8 protein-coding genes are annotated in these 16,408 nt (G+C 71.6%); 6 read left to right on the top strand and 2 right to left on the bottom strand.

What is annotated here, in order from left to right; all coding sequences use genetic code 11:
- Nucleotides 1-1,201 precede the first annotated feature (1,201 nt).
- The 3 genes from WMF43_RS29680 to valS all read left to right on the top strand — a co-directional run bounded on the left by WMF43_RS29680 (nucleotide 1,202) and on the right by valS (nucleotide 5,818).
- Complete coding sequence (locus WMF43_RS29680; RefSeq protein WP_437669727.1) at nucleotides 1,202-1,936, top strand: ferredoxin--NADP reductase; 735 nt, start codon at nucleotides 1,202-1,204, stop codon at nucleotides 1,934-1,936.
- A 555-nt stretch (nucleotides 1,937-2,491) separates the two neighbouring features.
- Nucleotides 2,492-3,010 (top strand): chemotaxis protein CheD, encoded by a 519-nt coding sequence (locus WMF43_RS29675; RefSeq protein ID WP_437669725.1) that lies wholly within the window; start codon nucleotides 2,492-2,494, stop codon nucleotides 3,008-3,010.
- 117 nt (nucleotides 3,011-3,127) lie between these two features.
- Entirely contained in the window at nucleotides 3,128-5,818 is a 2,691-nt protein-coding gene (valS, locus tag WMF43_RS29670; protein ID WP_437669723.1) for a valine--tRNA ligase, read from the top strand.
- A gap of 738 nt (nucleotides 5,819-6,556) precedes the next feature.
- Here valS and WMF43_RS29665 read toward each other — a convergent pair.
- Both WMF43_RS29665 and WMF43_RS29660 read right to left on the bottom strand, forming a co-directional pair.
- A complete protein-coding gene (locus WMF43_RS29665) occupies nucleotides 6,557-7,348 on the bottom strand; it encodes an OmpA family protein (protein WP_437669721.1) in 792 nt (263 codons plus the stop codon).
- Nucleotides 7,349-7,483: 135 nt separating this feature from the next.
- Nucleotides 7,484-9,583: an OmpA family protein gene (locus tag WMF43_RS29660; RefSeq protein WP_437669719.1), complete on the bottom strand. Its 2,100-nt coding sequence runs from the start codon at nucleotides 9,581-9,583 to the stop codon at nucleotides 7,484-7,486.
- A gap of 560 nt (nucleotides 9,584-10,143) precedes the next feature.
- On the opposite strand from WMF43_RS29660, the gene WMF43_RS29655 reads away from it, so the two are divergent.
- From WMF43_RS29655 to alaS, 3 genes are all read left to right on the top strand, one after another.
- Nucleotides 10,144-12,414: a TIGR04551 family protein gene (locus WMF43_RS29655; protein WP_437669717.1), complete on the top strand. Its 2,271-nt coding sequence runs from the start codon at nucleotides 10,144-10,146 to the stop codon at nucleotides 12,412-12,414.
- A gap of 243 nt (nucleotides 12,415-12,657) precedes the next feature.
- On the top strand, nucleotides 12,658-13,497 hold the full coding sequence (locus WMF43_RS29650; RefSeq protein WP_437669715.1) for a HEAT repeat domain-containing protein: 840 nt from the start codon (nucleotides 12,658-12,660) through the stop codon (nucleotides 13,495-13,497).
- Between the two features lie 160 nt (nucleotides 13,498-13,657).
- On the top strand, nucleotides 13,658-16,405 hold the full coding sequence (alaS, locus tag WMF43_RS29645; protein WP_437684118.1) for an alanine--tRNA ligase: 2,748 nt from the start codon (nucleotides 13,658-13,660) through the stop codon (nucleotides 16,403-16,405).
- Nucleotides 16,406-16,408: the final 3 nt, after the last annotated feature.

The following is a 16,408-nucleotide window of genomic DNA, read 5'->3' as shown; positions in this document are numbered from 1 at the left end:
TCCCAGGAACACGGGGGAACGTGGGCCCGGGCGGCGCCTCGTCGCGGGGTGGCACGCTGGCACGTGGCACGTGGCACGCGGCACGCGGCGTGCGGCATCGACCCCGAGCACGCGTCGCCTCTGGCCGCGCTGCGTCCCTCGCCGAGCTCACAAATTCATTGGCATGCTCCGCACCGGGTGCTACCGTTCCTCTCGACGCGTCGCCCGCGTCAACTATGCGCGTCTGATCCTGAAGCCAACCGCTCCGCCACGCGGCCGTCAGGGCTGAACGTCGAGCCACCCAAGGTGGGTGCGACGCCTCTGCGTATTCGCGCGTGAGCAGCCCCGACAGCGCCCGCGGTTCTCCGCGTGAGCTCGCGTCGTGGGCTCCCGAGGACGGAGCGGGGCTGAACAGCGAACGATCCGAGGCCCTGGAGGTCGTTGACCTGCTGGGTGCTGCCTCTCGCTCGCTCGCCGCTCGCGCGAAGCACCGGGCCGGAAGGTTCGTGGCGCGCCGGGCCCGACTCGCCTTCTCCTGGCCGCGGAGCGCTGGTGTGCTTCGTCAGGGAGCGTGTGGCGAGGCGGACCGTCCGCTCACGGGCCAGGCGTGAAGGTGCTTCGAGCACGCGCCGGCGGAGCGCGGTGGGGGAGGATGGCATTCAGCGCCAGCGCTCCTCGCGGCATCGGTCTGTCTTCTGTCCGACGTCTTGTGATGAATGGAGGGTGTATGAGAGCCGGCTCTTCGATTGTGTCGTTCAACCTCGCTGGTCTTCCTGCTGCGATCGGAGGTCTTATGGATGCTTCTTCTCGACGACACGCGCATCTCCCGGTTTCCCCCCTCGAGCTCGGCGCGGCCAGGTCTCCCCTGCGCCGGCCGCCGCCGCGGGGGCCGGCCCCTGCGCAGAAGCCCGCGCGCCGGGATCCGTACCCGCCGCGCCGGCCTCCCAGCATGGACCGCTCCCGGCCGACGCCGATGATCCCGCAGCGCCGCCGCATGGGCGCCGCGTAGGTCTGATCCGGGCTCCCGCGCGCGGGGACACCTGCTGTCCGCTACCCGCGTCCCCGCGCGCTTCCGGCGCGTCCCGGCGCTCCGGCGCTCCCGGCGCGCGTGCTCCCCCTGCGCGCGCCTGCACGCCACCGTGGTGAGGCGGCGACGGATGCGGTAAGGACGTCGCGACCCCGAGTCGCCGCGCAGATCCGCGGCCGCCCGGATCGTCGAGCCATGATCCACGCCGAACCGTTCGAAGCCCGCCTGGTCGCCGCGCGGCCGCTCAGCCCTTTCGTGCGCGAGCTCTCGTTCGAGCGCACCGACGCGAGGGCATTCCACTTTCAGCCCGGCCAGTGGGTCAATCTGGTCCTGCCGCTCCCGGCGGGCGAGGTGAAGCGCGCCTACTCGATCGCGTCCGCGCCCGACGGCTCGCCGCGCTTCGACCTGGCCGTCACGCGCGTCGAGGGCGGCGCCGGCTCGGAGCTCCTGCACCAGATCGCGCCGGGCGCCACCCTCCGCGCCATCGGCCCGCACGGCCTCTTCACCCGCGACCCAGGTGATCCTGCCCCGTCGCTGTTCGTGGCCACCGGCACCGGGATCACGCCGCTCCGGAGCATGCTGCGCGCGTCGCTGCGCGCGGGCGCGGCCCCCCACCTGTGGATCCTGTTCGGCGCCCGCTTTGAGGAGGACATCATCTATCGCGAGGAGCTCGAGGCCCTCGCGCAGAGCTCGGACCGGATCCGCTACGCGATCACGCTCTCGCGCGGCGCCCCCGCGTGGCCCGGCCGCCGCGGGTACGTGCAGGCCCACGTCCCCGCGCTCTACCGGGAGCTCGCCGCGGCGAGCGGCGACCCGGCCCCGCACGTCTTCATCTGCGGTCTCGATCGCATGGTGTCTTCCGTTCGCGAGCTCGCCCGGAGCGAGCTCGGCGTCCCCCGCAAACACGTCCACGTCGAGCGTTACGACTGAGCTCCCCCGGCTCGAGAGCCCGCCTCGACCCGCGACCTCCCGGCCCTCGCTGCGGTCGCCGCCACCACCCCACGGCGCTTCCGTTCACGCCGTCCAGTCCTTCTGCAACCCTTCTGGCCAGGCGGACGAGCCCGCGAAGGTCATCTCCTTCCGGTATTTCATTGCAAGAGGGGACAGGAGAATCCTGAGCAGAATACCCGGCGACTGTGCGGTTTTTTATCAATGTGGTTTCTGCTTGATGAATCGTCTCCGGATCCTACATTACACGCACCCTGGACAAGCGCGGCGCGCAGGCGCTGGGTGAAGCCTGGGCGGCCACGCGGCGGGTGCGTGCGAGGGCTCGAGCGCCTTCTGCGTCCGCAGGGAGGTGATGATGACTCGGAAGAAGATCCTCGCTGGCCGGCGGCCTCTTCCCCCGCGGACGCGTGAGGTGGGCTGCTCCCTTCCGGGCACCGGCGCGGCCCTCATCGTGAAAAGGATCGCCCCGATCGACGCGTTCGGGAGATCGTCTGCCGTCGTAGGGAAGCGCCCGAGCTTGCTGGGAGTCTCCTGACGATGCTCAAGCATTCCCCGGCACCGCGACGAGCCGCCGTCGGCCAGCGGCTCAGCGTGATCCCGAGCGGCCCGCAGTCTCATTACCTCACGGCGGGCAACGTCTTCGCCGCGAGCGAGCCGACCACCATCACCACGATCGTCGGATCGAGCGTCGCCATCTGCCTCTGGGAGCCGACGCTCCGCGTAGGTGGCATCAGCCACTACCTGCTCCCCCGCTGTCCCGATCCGGAGCTCGCCTCCGGACGTTTCGGGGACTCCGCGTTTGCCCTCCTCCTCGAGCGGCTCACCGCGCTCGGCGCCTCGAGCCGTTCGTTCCAGGCCCGCATCGTCGGCGGCGCGTGCATGATCTCCGCCTTCCGGGAGCGGGCGTCGCCGCTCGGGCAGCAGAACGTGGACGTCGGGGTGGCGCTGCTGCGCGCCGCCGGGATCCGGATCGTCCAGGAGGACACGGGCGGCGGCCAGGGCCGGAAGCTCGTCTTCCGGACCGACGACGGGAGCACCACCGTCCAGCCTCTGTGACCGTCACGTGCTGCTTCGCAGCGACCCTGCGCGCCGCGGCTTGAGCGGCGTCTGGGGGACGACGTAGGATGCCGTCCCCGCCGCATCTCCTGCGGGGGCTGCTCGGCAGGTGACCACGTGACGACCAAGAAGACGTTCCGCACCATCGATCCCGCGACGCTCCCGAAGCACTTCGACGCGGCCGCCGCCGAGCAGCGCCTGGCGGACGCGTGGGAGGCGGACGGCACGTATCGCTACGACCCGGCGCGCCCCCGCGAGCAGACCTTCGTCGTCGACACGCCGCCGCCGACCGCCTCGGGCTCGCTGCACATCGGTCATGTCTTCAGCTACACGCACACGGACGTCGTCGTCCGGCAGCGCCGGATGAGCGGGCTCAACGTCTTTTACCCGATGGGCTGGGACGACAACGGCCTGCCCACGGAGCGGCGCGTGCAGAACTACTTCCACGTCCGCACCGACGTCCGCACGCCGTACGAGCGTGGCCTCACGCTCCCCCCGGCGGCGCCGGAGGTGATCAAGAAGGATCCGCCGCGCGTCGTGTCGCGGCCGAACTTCATCGAGCTCTGCCACAGGGTCACGCGCGAGGACGAGCAGGTGTTCAAGGCGCTCTTCCGCCGCGTGGGCCTCTCGGTGGACTGGCAGCACGAGTATGCGACGATCGATGACCACTGTCGCCGGACGGCGCAGCTCTCGTTCCTGGATCTGCACGAGAAGGGCCACCTCTACTCGGTCTTCGCGCCCACGATGTGGGACGTGGATTTCCAGACCGCGGTCGCGCAGGCGGAGGTCGAGGATCGCCCGCAGGCCGGCGCGTTCCACGACATCGCGTTCGTGGTGGAGGGGACGGGCGAGGAGCTCGTCATCGCCACGACGCGCCCGGAGCTGCTCGCCGCGTGCGTCGGCGTGACGGCGCACCCCGAGGATCCGCGGTACCGGCACCTCTTCGGCAAGGTCGCGCTGACGCCCGTCTTCCGCGCGCCGGTGCCCATCTTCCCGAGCGCGCTCGTCGATCGCGAGAAGGGCACGGGCATCCTGATGGTCTGCACGTTCGGCGACGCGACGGACGTGATCTGGTGGCGGGAGCAGGGGCTACCGCTCCGGCAGATGCTCGGCAAGAACGGCCGTGTCGTCCCGGTGACGTTCGGGGAGGGCGAGTGGCAGAGCCGCGATCCGGCCGCGGCGAACGTGGCTTATGCGCCGCTCGTGGGCAAGACGGTGAAGCAGGCGCGCGCGGCGATGGTCGAGCTGCTCCGCCGCGGCGACGCCGCGGCTGCCGGCGCGGGCCCGGCGCTGCGCGGCGAGCCGCGGCCGATCGAGCGCGCGGTGAAGTTCTTCGAGAAGGGCGACCAGCCGCTGGAGTTCATCCCGACGCGGCAGTGGTTCGTCCGGCTCGCCGACAAGAAGGCCGAGCTCCTGGAGTACGGCGAGCGGATAACGTGGCACCCCGATTTCATGCGCCACCGGTACCGCAGCTGGACCGAGGGGCTGCAGGGCGACTGGTGCATCAGCCGCCAGCGTTATTTCGGCGTGCAGTTCCCGGTCTGGTACCCGCTCGACGCGGACGGCAACCCCGATCACGCCCGGCCGCTGCTCGCGGCGCGGGCGATGCTCCCGGTGGATCCGACGGTCGACGTGCCGCCCGGGTACGAGGCGTCGCAGCGCGACCGGCCGGGCGGCTTCACGGCGGAGTCGGACGTCTTCGACACGTGGTTCACGAGCTCGCTCACGCCCCAGATCAGCTCGCGCTGGGGGCTCGATCCGGAGCGCCACGCGCGGCTGTTCCCGGCCGATCTGCGGCCGCAGTCCCACGATATCATCCGGACGTGGGCGTTCTACACGATCGCGAAGGCGATGCTGCACGAGGGGGCGGTCCCGTGGCGTCATATCGCGATCTCGGGGTGGATCCTGGATCCCGATCGCAAGAAGATGTCGAAGAGCAAGGGCAACGTGATCACGCCCATGCATCTGCTGGACACGTACTCGTCCGACGCGGTCCGCTACTGGTCCGCGAGCGCGCGGCTCGGTACGGACACGGCCTTTGACGAGAAGGTGCTGAAGATCGGGAAGCGCCTCGTCACGAAGATCTGGAATGCGGGCAAGTACGTGCTGAGCCAGTCTGCGGAGGTGCACCCGATCTCGGAGGAGCTCGACCGCGCGTTCGTGCACAAGCTGTCGGCCGTGGTGGCGGACGCGACGCGCGCGTTCGAGGAGCAGGAGTTCGCGGCGGCGCTGGAGCGCACGGAGGATTTCTTCTGGCGCTGGTTCACCGACGCCTACCTGGAGCTCGTGAAGGCGCGGGCGCGGGGCGAGGCTGGCTCCGGCGAGGCGGCGCGCGGCTCGGCGGTGGCGGCGCTGCGGCTCGGTCTGAACGTGCTGCTCCGGCTCTTCGCGCCGATGCTGCCGTACATCACCGAGGAGGTCTGGCGCTGGGTGTACGCGGAGGAGACGGGTCATCCGTCGATCCACCGGGCGCCGTGGCCGGGGGCGTCGGATTTCGCGGAGGTGGCGGCGCCGTTGGATCCTGGGCTGCTGGACCTCGCGGCGTCGGCGATGTCGGCGGTCAACAAGCGGAAGGGCGAGAAGGGCGCGAGCGTGGGGCGGGTCGTGTCGGATCTGGCGCTGGGGGCGAACGCGATGACGCTTTCGCGGGTGCGGGGGGCGCTGGGGGACGTGCTTGCGGCGGTGCGGGCGGGGGGGCATGAGCTCGTGGAGCGGGCGGAGCTCGGGAGCGGGGAGTTCGAGGTGGTGCGGTGCGAGGTGGAGCCGGCGGCGGGGGGCGCGGCGGCGGAGGCGGCGGCGACGGAGTGACGGAGTAGGGGAGGAGAGGGCCCTGCTGGGCTGATCGGCCCGAGGGGAGGGAGCTCGTCGCGCGGGGTGGGGGCCCCGCCGAACTCGTCGGCTCATGGCCCCTCCGGCAAGCCGGAGGAGCCATGAGCCGACTCAGACATCGGCCCATCCCCCACCCCGCGCGACGAGCTCCCTCCCCTCGGGCCTACCGTCGTGCTGAAGGGGGAAGGGGCTCCTCTTTGGGGCTGGGGTCGTCGAACGGCTGGTCGCCAGCGTCGCGATCCCGGTTGCGTCGGCTCGCCGGCCGCGGTCCTCGCCATGCTCCGTCGCGATGGTGAACAGGCGATTCCATGACAAAGCGGCGGTATCCGGCGTAATCCCGCCAGCCTTCGCACCTTCGTTCTGGCCGCCAGTGGCTCGGCCGCCGACGCTGCGCGCCCCGCGCGGCCCAGTCACGCCGACAGCATCCGCGTATTCCGAGACGAAAGCGCCGGCGGGGGGCTCTGCGCGGCGGGGGCGGGTGGGCGCGCCGAGCACCGACCCCGGTGCCATAAGGCCTCCTAGGGCTCGGCGCCTCAGGCGCGCCTTGTGTGGCGCGCACCATAACGTCCCAGCTGGCATGGCCCGAGGGGAGACATGCCGGGCGGTGTTCTCAGCGCAAGCTCCTCGCCCCCCGCCTCGGCGGATGGCCAGCGCCCACCCGCCCCCGCCGCGCAGAGCCCCCCGCCGGCGCGTCCCGCTTGGAACTCCGCCCCGCCGTTACTTGCTGGCGAGCTTCGTGAGGTCCAGCATTTCGTCCACGTCCGGCAGCACCACCAGGTCGCACCGCCGGTTCTTCTGCATCCCCTGCGGCGTGGTGTTCGCGGCGATCGGATCCGTGTCCGCGAACCCCGCCGCGCTCCAGTGCCTCGTCGGCAGCTGCCCCTCCTTCCCGATCAGGAAGAGCAGCACCGCCCGGGCGCGCATCAGCGACAGCCCCCAGTTGTCGTGGAACGGCCCGTTCTTGTACGGCTGGCTGTCGGTGTGCCCCGCGACCTGGTAGTCGCGGTTGGCCAGCGACTTGTCGCCGCGGATGACGTCCGCGATCTTCTTCAGGATCTCCTGGCCGTCCTTGCGCAGGGTGTCCTTGCCCGAGTCGAACAGCACGTCTCCGGGCAGCGAGATGACCATCCGGTTCCTGCGGACCTGGACCTCCAGGCCGAGCTTGACCAGCTCCTCGAGCTTCTTCCGGAGCAGGTCGAACCGCGCCTGGATCGCCTCGAGCTGCTTTGCGCGGGCCTTGTACTCCGCCAGCGCCTTCTCGCGGTCCTCGAGCGTCGAGCTCATCTTCGAGATGTCGGCGCCCTGGTCCGCGAGCTGCTTCTCGAGCTCCTCGACGCGCTGCTTCGCCGCGGCGAGCTCCTTCTCGAGATCGGCTTCCCTCTTCTGGCTCCGGTTCTGGAGGTCGTTGTACTTGGCGAGCTGCGCCTTCCACTCCTGCTCGGAGTGGCCGCAGCCCGCCGCCAGCAGCGACGATAGGCCGAGGGTGAGTGCAATGAGTGTCCGTTTCATGAGCGCTTTCTCCATGGCTCCGAGGCGGAGCGGGATGTGCGGGCGGCAGCCTCGCTCAGCTCGGGCGAGAGATCCAGAGGAGAGGACGGCGAGCGCCGGCCGTCCCTGCGGCCAAGGACCGAGGGGGCGGGCGGCTCAGGGCTTCGTCGGCTGCGCAGGCGCGGCCGGCGCAGGCGCGGCCGTCGCAGGTGCGGCCGTCGCAGGCGCGGCCGTCGCAGGCGCGGCCGTCGCAGGCGCGGCCGTCGCAGGCGCGGCCGTCGCCGGATCGTCCGCCGCCGGCTGTGGCTTCTTCACCGAGTGCAGGATGATGAACTCGACCCGCCGGTTCTTCTGGCGCCCGTTCGCGCTCTTGTTGTCGTCGATCGGCCTGTCCGGGCCGTAGCCCTTGGCCACGAGCTGCTTCGGGTCGATGCCCTTCGTCGTGAGGTAAGCGACCACCGCCTCGGCGCGCTTCTGCGACAGCGCGCGGTTCATGTCGGCCGGCCCGGCGTTGTCCGTGTGTCCCGCCACCTCGACCTTGAAGATGTCCGGGTGGAGCTTCAGCGCGGAGACCACCGCGTCGAGCACCGCGAAGCTCTGCGCCCCCTGGATCTTGTCGCTGTTGATCGCGAACTCGATCCGCTGGAGGATCTTGATGTCCTCCTCGCCGACCTGCACCAGGCTCGCGCCGCGGTCCGGGCAGCCGTCCAAGTCCTCGACACCGTTCAGGTTTTCCGGCTGCTTCGGGCACTTGTCCCGGTCGTCCGGGATGCCGTCGCCGTCGGTGTCGGGCAGCTCGTCGGCGCAGCCGTCCTCGTCCTTGAAGCCGTTCTTGACCTCGGGCTGGTCGATGCACTCGTCCTGCCCGTCGAGGATGCCGTCGGCGTCGTTGTCGGGATCCGGGCAGCCGTCCGTGTCCTGCCACCCGTCGGTGTCCTCGACCGCGTCGGCGCACTGGTCGACCCGATCGGGCACGCCGTCCTCGTCCTTGTCGGGGCAGCCGTAGTGCTCCGGCAGGCGCACGTTGCCCGCCTCATCCGGGCACTTGTCCTCGGCGTCGGGGATGCGGTCCTTGTCGCGGTCGGCCACCTGGTCGGGGCAGCCGTCCTTGTCGTCCAGCCCGTTGATGACCTCCGCCTTGGCCGGGCAGCGATCGGCCTCGTCCGGCACGCCGTCGTTGTCGGCGTCGTCGTCCGGGCAGCCGTCTTCGTCGGCGAGCCCGTCCTTGTCCTCGGGCCGGGCCGGGCACTGGTCGACCGCGTTGCTCACGCCGTCGCCGTCCTCGTCTCCGGGCTCGTGCACGAACAGGATCCCCGCGATGGCGCGGGCGGTCGGCACCCCGATCCCCTCGACGACGCCGGCGCCGCCGCCGACCGTGAACGCGAGCCCGAGGTCGCGCGGCGCGATCTGGATCGCCCCGTCGACCTCGAGCGAGTTCGTCCCGCCCTGCGCGCTGAACTGGGTCGCGCCGTACCCCTCGGCGAGCACGCGGAGCGCCGGCGTGATCTGATAGCCGACCCCGCCGCCGTAGCGGAACTCGACCGGGCCGACCTCCGTCGTCGAGATGCGCGCCGTCTCGGGCAGCAGCTTGCCGCGCAGGTTGAGCGCGAAGGATAGCGGCCCCGCGTTGCCGTCGACGATGAGGCGCAGCCCCGCGGTCACGGGCGACGAGCTGCCGAGGTAGCTCCCCTTGCTGGTCGCGTGCCCGAGCGGGAAGCTCACGTCGGCCGCGGCGCCGAGCACGAGCGGGTCGCTGGGCTCGCCGAGGAACCGCACCTTGGCCTCGAGCGTCGGGTCGCCGACGCCGAACGCCCGGAGCTCCTCTGCGGCCGCGGCGCCGGTGGCGGCGCCGATGCCCTCGCCGCGCACGTAGGCGACCGGGAAGCGCAGGCCGGCCTGGAGCCACTGCGTCGGCGAGATCGACGCGAGCATGCTCCACGTCAGCATGTCCGAGACGACCGGCACGTCCCGCTGGCCCTGCGCGTCGGGCGCGGAGCAGTCGGTCGCCGAGACGCAGCTCGTCACGACGAACGGCTCGCGGGCGTAGTCGAACACGAGGCCGGCCGTGATCCCGAAGCCCCCCTCCATCCTGGCGCCCTCGACGCTCAGGTAGTTCTTCGAGCCCGGCGCCGGCTCGAACCGCTGCGCCGAGAACTCCCCTTCGACGGCCGCTTCCTGCGCGTGCGCCGCGCCCGGGGCGAGCCCCACCCCAGCGCCCACGATCGAAAGCAGACACAGCGCTCGCAGCGTTCTCATCTATCCCCTTTCAGGCATCTTCCCGGTGAGCCTTCATGGCGTGCACGGCAACGGGGCGGACGTGCGCCGGGACAGAAGCGCTCCGCGCGGGCGGTGAGGCGAGTACGGCAGCCGTGCCGCGCGGCGGCATCCACCGCGACGTGCTCGGAATCTTCTCGGATATCTTTCAGATTTCCAAGAGGGCTCGAAAAATGGTCGCGCGGCCCCACCGGAGCGCGAAGGGCGACGGCGCCGCCTGACCGGCGGCTGCCCGCTGGTTGTCAGCCCGACCGGGGTTGGGATCGGGCCGACCGGGGTTGGGGTCGGTCCGACCGGGGTTGGGATCCGGCCGACCAGGGTTGGGATCGGGCCGACCTGGGTTGGGGTCGGTCCGCTTTCAGGCGCCGGCTCGGTGCGTTCCGGGTGACGCCCCGACTGCTTCCGGTGGCCGGGGCCGTGCGGTGCCTTGACCACACAAGCCGGGCGTGAGACATCGGCGCCCGGCCCCCGGGCCACCGGGCCTCGGACCTTCAACCTCATCCTGCGCGCGGGGCAGAAAACGCGCGAACGAAACCAAGCAGATGCCCATCTCGTTGCGGTCTCCGGGAACCTCGTGCAGCCCTGGCATCCCTCGCCGCCGCCTCCGGTCGGGGCTCGCGCTCGCGCTCGTGCTGGGCGCGTCCACCGCGTCGGCCCAGCCGGCCCGCCGCCCGGCCCAGCCGCCCGCGGCCCCAGCGCAGCCGCCGGCCGGGCAGACGGGCGCCCCGCAGCCCGGAGCCGCACCTGCCGCCCCCGCGCAGCCGGCCACGGCCCCCGCGCAGCCGCGCGGAGCGCAGCCCACCCCGGCGCAACCTGGCGCCGCGGCTCCGACCCCGGCGCAGCCTGGGGCCGCCCCCGCGCAGCCCGGCGCAGCCCCCGCGCAGCCGACCGCGCCCCAGGTGCCCGCCGGCGGCAGCGACGTCGAGGCCATGGAGCCCCCCGCGGCGACGCGCGAGCCGCTCCTGCCGCAGACCGACCCCGCGGCCGGTCCCACCGCGCCCCAACCGGAGACGCCGGCGGCCTCCGCGGGGCCGGCCGTCGCCGAGCAGCCGGAGCGCAAGGCGACCCAGGGCGAGATCGGCGCCCGGCCGAGCGAGGTCTACGCCGAGGACTGGTGGTCCCACGCCCGGCCCACGTTCGAGTTCCACGGCTACTACCGCCTCCGGTGGGAGCTCTTCAACAGCTTCGCCCTCGGCCGCGTGGACACGCGCGATCGGGCGCTCTGGCCGCAGCCGCTCGACAACTCCTACAGCGCCGCCAGCGCGGTCAACCTCTGCGACCCGAGCGACGCAAGCGACGGCACGCGCACGTTCCGGCGGTGCGAGAGCGACACCCAGGCCGGCGCGAACATGCGGTTCCGGCTCAACCCCGAGCTGCACATCAGCGACAACCTGCGCATCCTCTCCCAGGTCGATCTGCTCGACAACGTGGTGCTCGGCTCGACGCCGGAGGGCTACGCCAACCGCCCCGGCGCGGGGGGCGGCTACGAGGTCGTCGGCCGTGGCGGCTACTCGCCGCTCGGCGCCTTCGCCGGCACCCAGTGGGCGCCGCGCGCCGGCGTCAACTCGACGACCGACTCGATCTCCGTCAAGCGGATCTGGGGCGAGTACATGACCCCGATCGGCCTCCTCCGCTTCGGCCGCATGCCGAACCACTGGGGCCTCGGCATGGTGGCGAACAGCGGCGACGGGTACGACTCGGATTACCAGTCGACCGTCGACCGGCTGATGCTCGTCACCGGCATCAAGAAATACGACCTCTACTTCGCCGGCGCGTGGGACTGGGCCAACGAGGGCGCGACGAGCGCCTCGCTCCAGGAGCTCGAGGGCCAGCCCTACGACCTCGCCCAGGGCGATGACGTCGATCAGTACGTGTTCGTCGCCGTCCGGCGCAAGAACCCGGAGCTCCAGAAGCTCGAGCTCGCCCGCGGCAACGCGGTCATGAACGGCGGCGTCTACTTCGCCTACCGGAAGCAGACGCTCGCGAACGACAGCACCGAGCCCGCGAACGCCGCCTCGCTCGGCCAGACGGGCGACAACGTCGCGCAGGGGTACGTGCACCGGGGAGCGGAGATGATCCTCCCCGACGTGTGGTTCCAGCTCCTCTACAAGAAGTTCCGCTTCGAGCTCGAGGCGGCGATGATCTACGGCTCCCTCGACACGCGCACGCAGGAGAACACCGACTACCAGAACCCCCTCTCGCCGAGCGACACCGGCTGGGGGATCCGGCAGTTCGGGATCGCGACGCAGACCGAGTTCACCGCCATGGAGGACCGCCTCCGGGTGAACTTCGGCTTCGGCTACGCCACCGGCGACGACGACGCGCCCTCGCTCGAGCCCCAGGGCAGCGCCCTCGGCGCCGTCGACCCCCAGAACTCCGCCGACCGCACCTACTCGACCTTCCGTTTCCACCCCGACTACAGGATCGACCAGATCCTGTTCAGGAACATCCTGTCTCGGGTGCAGGGCGCCTATTACTTCCGCCCTGGTGTGGAGTACGACTTCGCCCGTGACAAGAACGGCCAGCGGCTCGGCGGCGGCGCCTCGATCATCTGGAGCCGCGCCTCGGAGTTCGTCCAGGCCCCTGGAAACGCCCGGGATCTCGGCGTCGAGCTGAACGCCCAGCTGTACTTCCAGTCGAAGGACGGCACGCTCAACGACAACCCGGACAAGATGGGCGGCTTCTACACGGCCCTTCAGTACGGCGTGCTCTTCCCGCTCGGCGGGCTCGGCCACCTCCCTGGTGAGACGGAAGACCCGGTCGACCTCGACACCGCACAGACGGTGCGCTGGTATCTCGGAATCCTCTTCTGAAATGAATCAGGCTCAGCCGTCGCAGTGTGTCTGTAAATAAGCGCTGAGGGCGGCAAAATGGCGCGGGCCGACCACCGATCGGCGGTCGTCATGAGTCCTGCATGAGCTATCTCGCCCACAGAAACCTTGATCCCGCGGCCGTCCTGGCCAAGGATAAGGCCGTCTGAGCGGCAACGTGTCGCCGGACTGGATGGGTTCACCGTGGAAGAGGGACGGATTCCCGCCTTTTTCCGGAGGGACGTGATGGTTCGTCGTCTCCTCGTTGCGATGTTGTTGACGGCCACGACGGTGCTCGGCTCGACCTCCGTCTCGACGGCACAGGACAAGGACGCTTCGTCCTTCCGCGATCTGGCGGTGGGCAAGGACTACCGGCTGCGGGTCGCCGCGGCGCTGGCGCTCGGCAAGTCGAGGAGCCCCGGCGCGCGGCCCGCCCTCGAGCGGGCGCTCAAGGATCCGCACCCGGCGGTGCGCGCCGCGGCCGTGGCCGGGCTCGGCGTGCTCGGGAGCAGCGCGGCGGTCCCGGCGCTCAAGGCGGCGCTGGGCTCGGAGTCCTCGGCCAGCGTGAAGCGCCAGATCGAGGGCGCCATCGCCCGGCTCTCGGCGGCGTCCCCGAAGGCGCGTTTCCTGGTGAGCCTCGGCAAGTTCGAGAACCGCTCCGCCGTGAAGGACGCGCGGCTCGGGTCGCTCCTCCGGCAGCACACGCGGGACCTCGTGACGCAGTTCGCCGACATCGAGGTCGTGGCCGACGGCGCCGACGTGGCGGCCGAGGGCAAGAACCGCAAGCTGCCCGCGTTCAAGCTCGACGGCTCGGTCACGCAGCTGAACAGGCGCCACGGGGCCGACGGGGTCGGCTTCGCGGCCAAGGTCGAGTTCGTGATCCGCGAGATGCCCAGCCAGTCGCTGAAGGGCTCGATCAGCGGCTCGGCCCAGGCGGTCGCCGACGCGGCGCGGGCCCGCGGCGGGCGGGAGATCGCCCAGCTGCAGAGCGACGCCGTCGCGGGCGCGATCGAGAGCGCGCTCAAGGGGGCGCCGCTCGCCCTCGAGGCCGCCGCCGGCAACAGCGTCGTCCCCGCCGGCCGCTGAGCCCCGGCGGCGCGGAGATGGCGGCCCGCGCGCTCCGCCGGACGGCCGCCGCAGCCCCCGGCTCGTCGCCGCCGCCGGCGGCCGCGCCGGCTGCGCCGGCGGCCTCGAGCCTGCGGAAGCCGCCCCCCGGTCGTGCTAGACCGCGCGTCCTCCTATGCCCATCGAAACGCCTGCCAGCTCCGACCTGATCCGCCGCACGTTCCTCGAGTTCTTCGCCCAGCGCGGGCACGAGGTCGTCCCGAGCGCGGCGGTCGTGCCCCAGAACGATCCGACGCTGATGTTCGTGAACGCGGGCATGGTGCCGTTCAAGGACGTCTTCACCGGCAAGGACAAGCGCCCTTACCAGCGCGCCGCCTCCAGCCAGAAGTGCATCCGGATCAGCGGCAAGCACAACGACCTCGAGAACGTCGGCGTCACCGCGCGCCACCAGACGTTCTTCGAGATGCTCGGCAATTTCAGCTTCGGCGACTACTTCAAGGAAGACGCGATCGCCTTCGCCTGGGAGCTCCTGACCAAGGTCTTCGAGGTCCCGACGTCGCGGCTGGTCGTCACCATCTACAACGGCGAGGGGGGCTTCCCCGCCGACGACGAGGCCGCGGCGATCTGGCGCAAGGTCACCGGCTTCGGGGACGACCGGATCATCCGGCTCGGCCTGGCCGACAACTTCTGGTCGATGGGCGACGTCGGCCCCTGCGGCCCCTGCTCGGAGATCCACTTCTTCCACGGGAACGAGCCGGACGTCTCGCGCTTCGGCGAGGAGCCCCGCATCGACGGCACCGGCTGGACCGAGATCTGGAACAACGTGTTCATGCAGTACGAGCGCGTGGAGAAGGGCGGCCCGCTCGTCCCGCTGCCGGCGCCGAGCATCGACACCGGCATGGGCCTGGAGCGCATCGCGAGCGTGCTCCAGGGGGTGACGTCGAACTACGACACCGACCTGCTCCGCGGGCTCGTCGAGAAGGCGGCCGAGATCAGCGGCAAGCCGTACACGGGCGGGAGCGCCGACGACGACGTGTCGATGCGCGTCATCGCCGATCACGCGCGGACGACCGCGTTCCTGATGGCCGAGGGCATCATGCCGGAGCGGCAGCGGCGCGAGTACGTGCTCCGCCGGGTGATGCGCCGGGCGATCCGCCACGGCCACCGGCTCGGCATCGAGCGGCCGTTCTTGCACGAGGTCGCGCTCGAGGTCGTCCGGAGGATGGGCGACACGTACCCGGAGCTCCGCGACAAGCGCGAGTTCATCGCCCGCGCCACCGAGGACGAGGAGGTCCGCTTCCGCTCGACGCTGAAGCGCGGCATGAAGATCCTCGACGAGCGCTTCGCCGAGATGCGCTCGTCGGGCGAGAGGACGCTGCCGGCCGGCCCGGCCGCGGATCTCTACACCACCTACGGATTCCCGCTGGACCTGACGCAGGTCATCTGCGCCGAGTCGAACTTCGACGTCGACGTCCAGGGCGCCGAGGCGATCATCCGCGGGGGCACCGAGGCCGACGGCCCGATCGACCCGACGGCGGCCGTGGACGCCGCGCACCGCGAGGCCCGGGGGCGGCTCGGGCAGCCGGTCGTCTTCACGGGGTACGAGCACGAGGAGGGCGACAGCGAGGTCGTCGCCGTGATCCGGGTCGACGTCGAGGGAGAGGGCGAGCGGGCGCGCAAGGTGAGGACGCTGGTCGAGCGCGCGGAGGCGGGCGCCGCGGTCGAGCTCGTCGTGCGCCAGACGCCGTTCTACGCGGAGTCCGGCGGCCAGGTGGGCGACGTCGGCGAGGTGACGGCGGACGGCCTGTGCGTCGAGGTGAAGGACACGCAGAAGCCGCTCGCCGGGCTGGTCGTGCACGAGGGCGTGGTCCGCGAGGGGGCGATCGCGGTGGGGCAGCGCGTGCACCTCGAGGTGGACCACGCGGCGCGCTCGGCGACGCGCCGCAACCACTCGGCGACGCACGTCCTGCACTGGGCGCTGCGCAAGGTGCTCGGCGAGCACGCGCAGCAGAAGGGCTCGCGCGTCGGCCCGGACCTGCTCCGCTTCGATTTCACGCACAACAAACCCCTCACCCGCGAGGAGATCTCGCGGATCGAGGACCTCGTGAACGAGAAGCTGCTCTCGAACGCGAAGGTCACGACCGAGATCCTGCCGATGGACGAGGCGCGCCGCCGGGGCGCGATGGCGATCTTTGAGGAGAAATACGGCGATACGGTCCGGATGTTGACGATGACGCCCGAGGTCGTGGAGCTCTGCGGCGGCACCCACGCGCGGTCGCTCGGGGACATCGGGCTGTTCAAGATCACGAGCGAGGGCGGCGTGGCCGCGGGCGTGCGCCGGCTCTTCGCGTCGACCGGGCTGAACGCGCTCGCGTACGCCCGGAGCGTCGAGGCCGAGCTCGCGCGGGCGCGGCAGGCCGCGAAGGCGCAGGGCGGCGATCTCGCCGAGAAGATCGGGAAGATCGTCGCGCACGAGCGGGAGCTCGAGAAGAAGATCGCCGAGCTCGAGCGGCGGATCCTGGAGGGCGCGGGCCCCGCGCAGGGCGGCGGCGGGGGCGGCATCGACGCGATGCTGGAGGGCGCCCGGGAGATCGGCGGGATCAAGGTGCTCGCGCGCCGGGTGCCGGACGGCACGAACCCGGGCGCGCTGCGCGACCTCGCGGAGAAGCTGCGCGACAAGCTCGGCGACCGCGCGGCGGTGCTGCTCGGCGCGGCCGTCGGCGACAAGGCGCAGCTCGCGGTGATGCTCTCCAAGGCGGCGACCGAGCGGCTCAAGGCCGGAGAGCTCATCAAGCCGATCGCCCGCATCGTCGGCGGCTCGGGCGGCGGCCGCCCCGACATGGCGCAGGCCGGCGGGACCGACGTCGCGAAGCTCGACGCGGCGATCGAGGCCGCGTACGTCGAGGTCGAGCGCGCGCTCGCCTCGTAACGC

This window comes from Sorangium sp. So ce131, assembly GCF_051519095.1.
GTDB lineage: Bacteria > Myxococcota_A > Polyangia > Polyangiales > Polyangiaceae > Sorangium.
The sequence above is the reverse complement of the archived record's forward strand: the minus strand, read 5'-3'. Positions and strand labels throughout refer to the sequence as shown.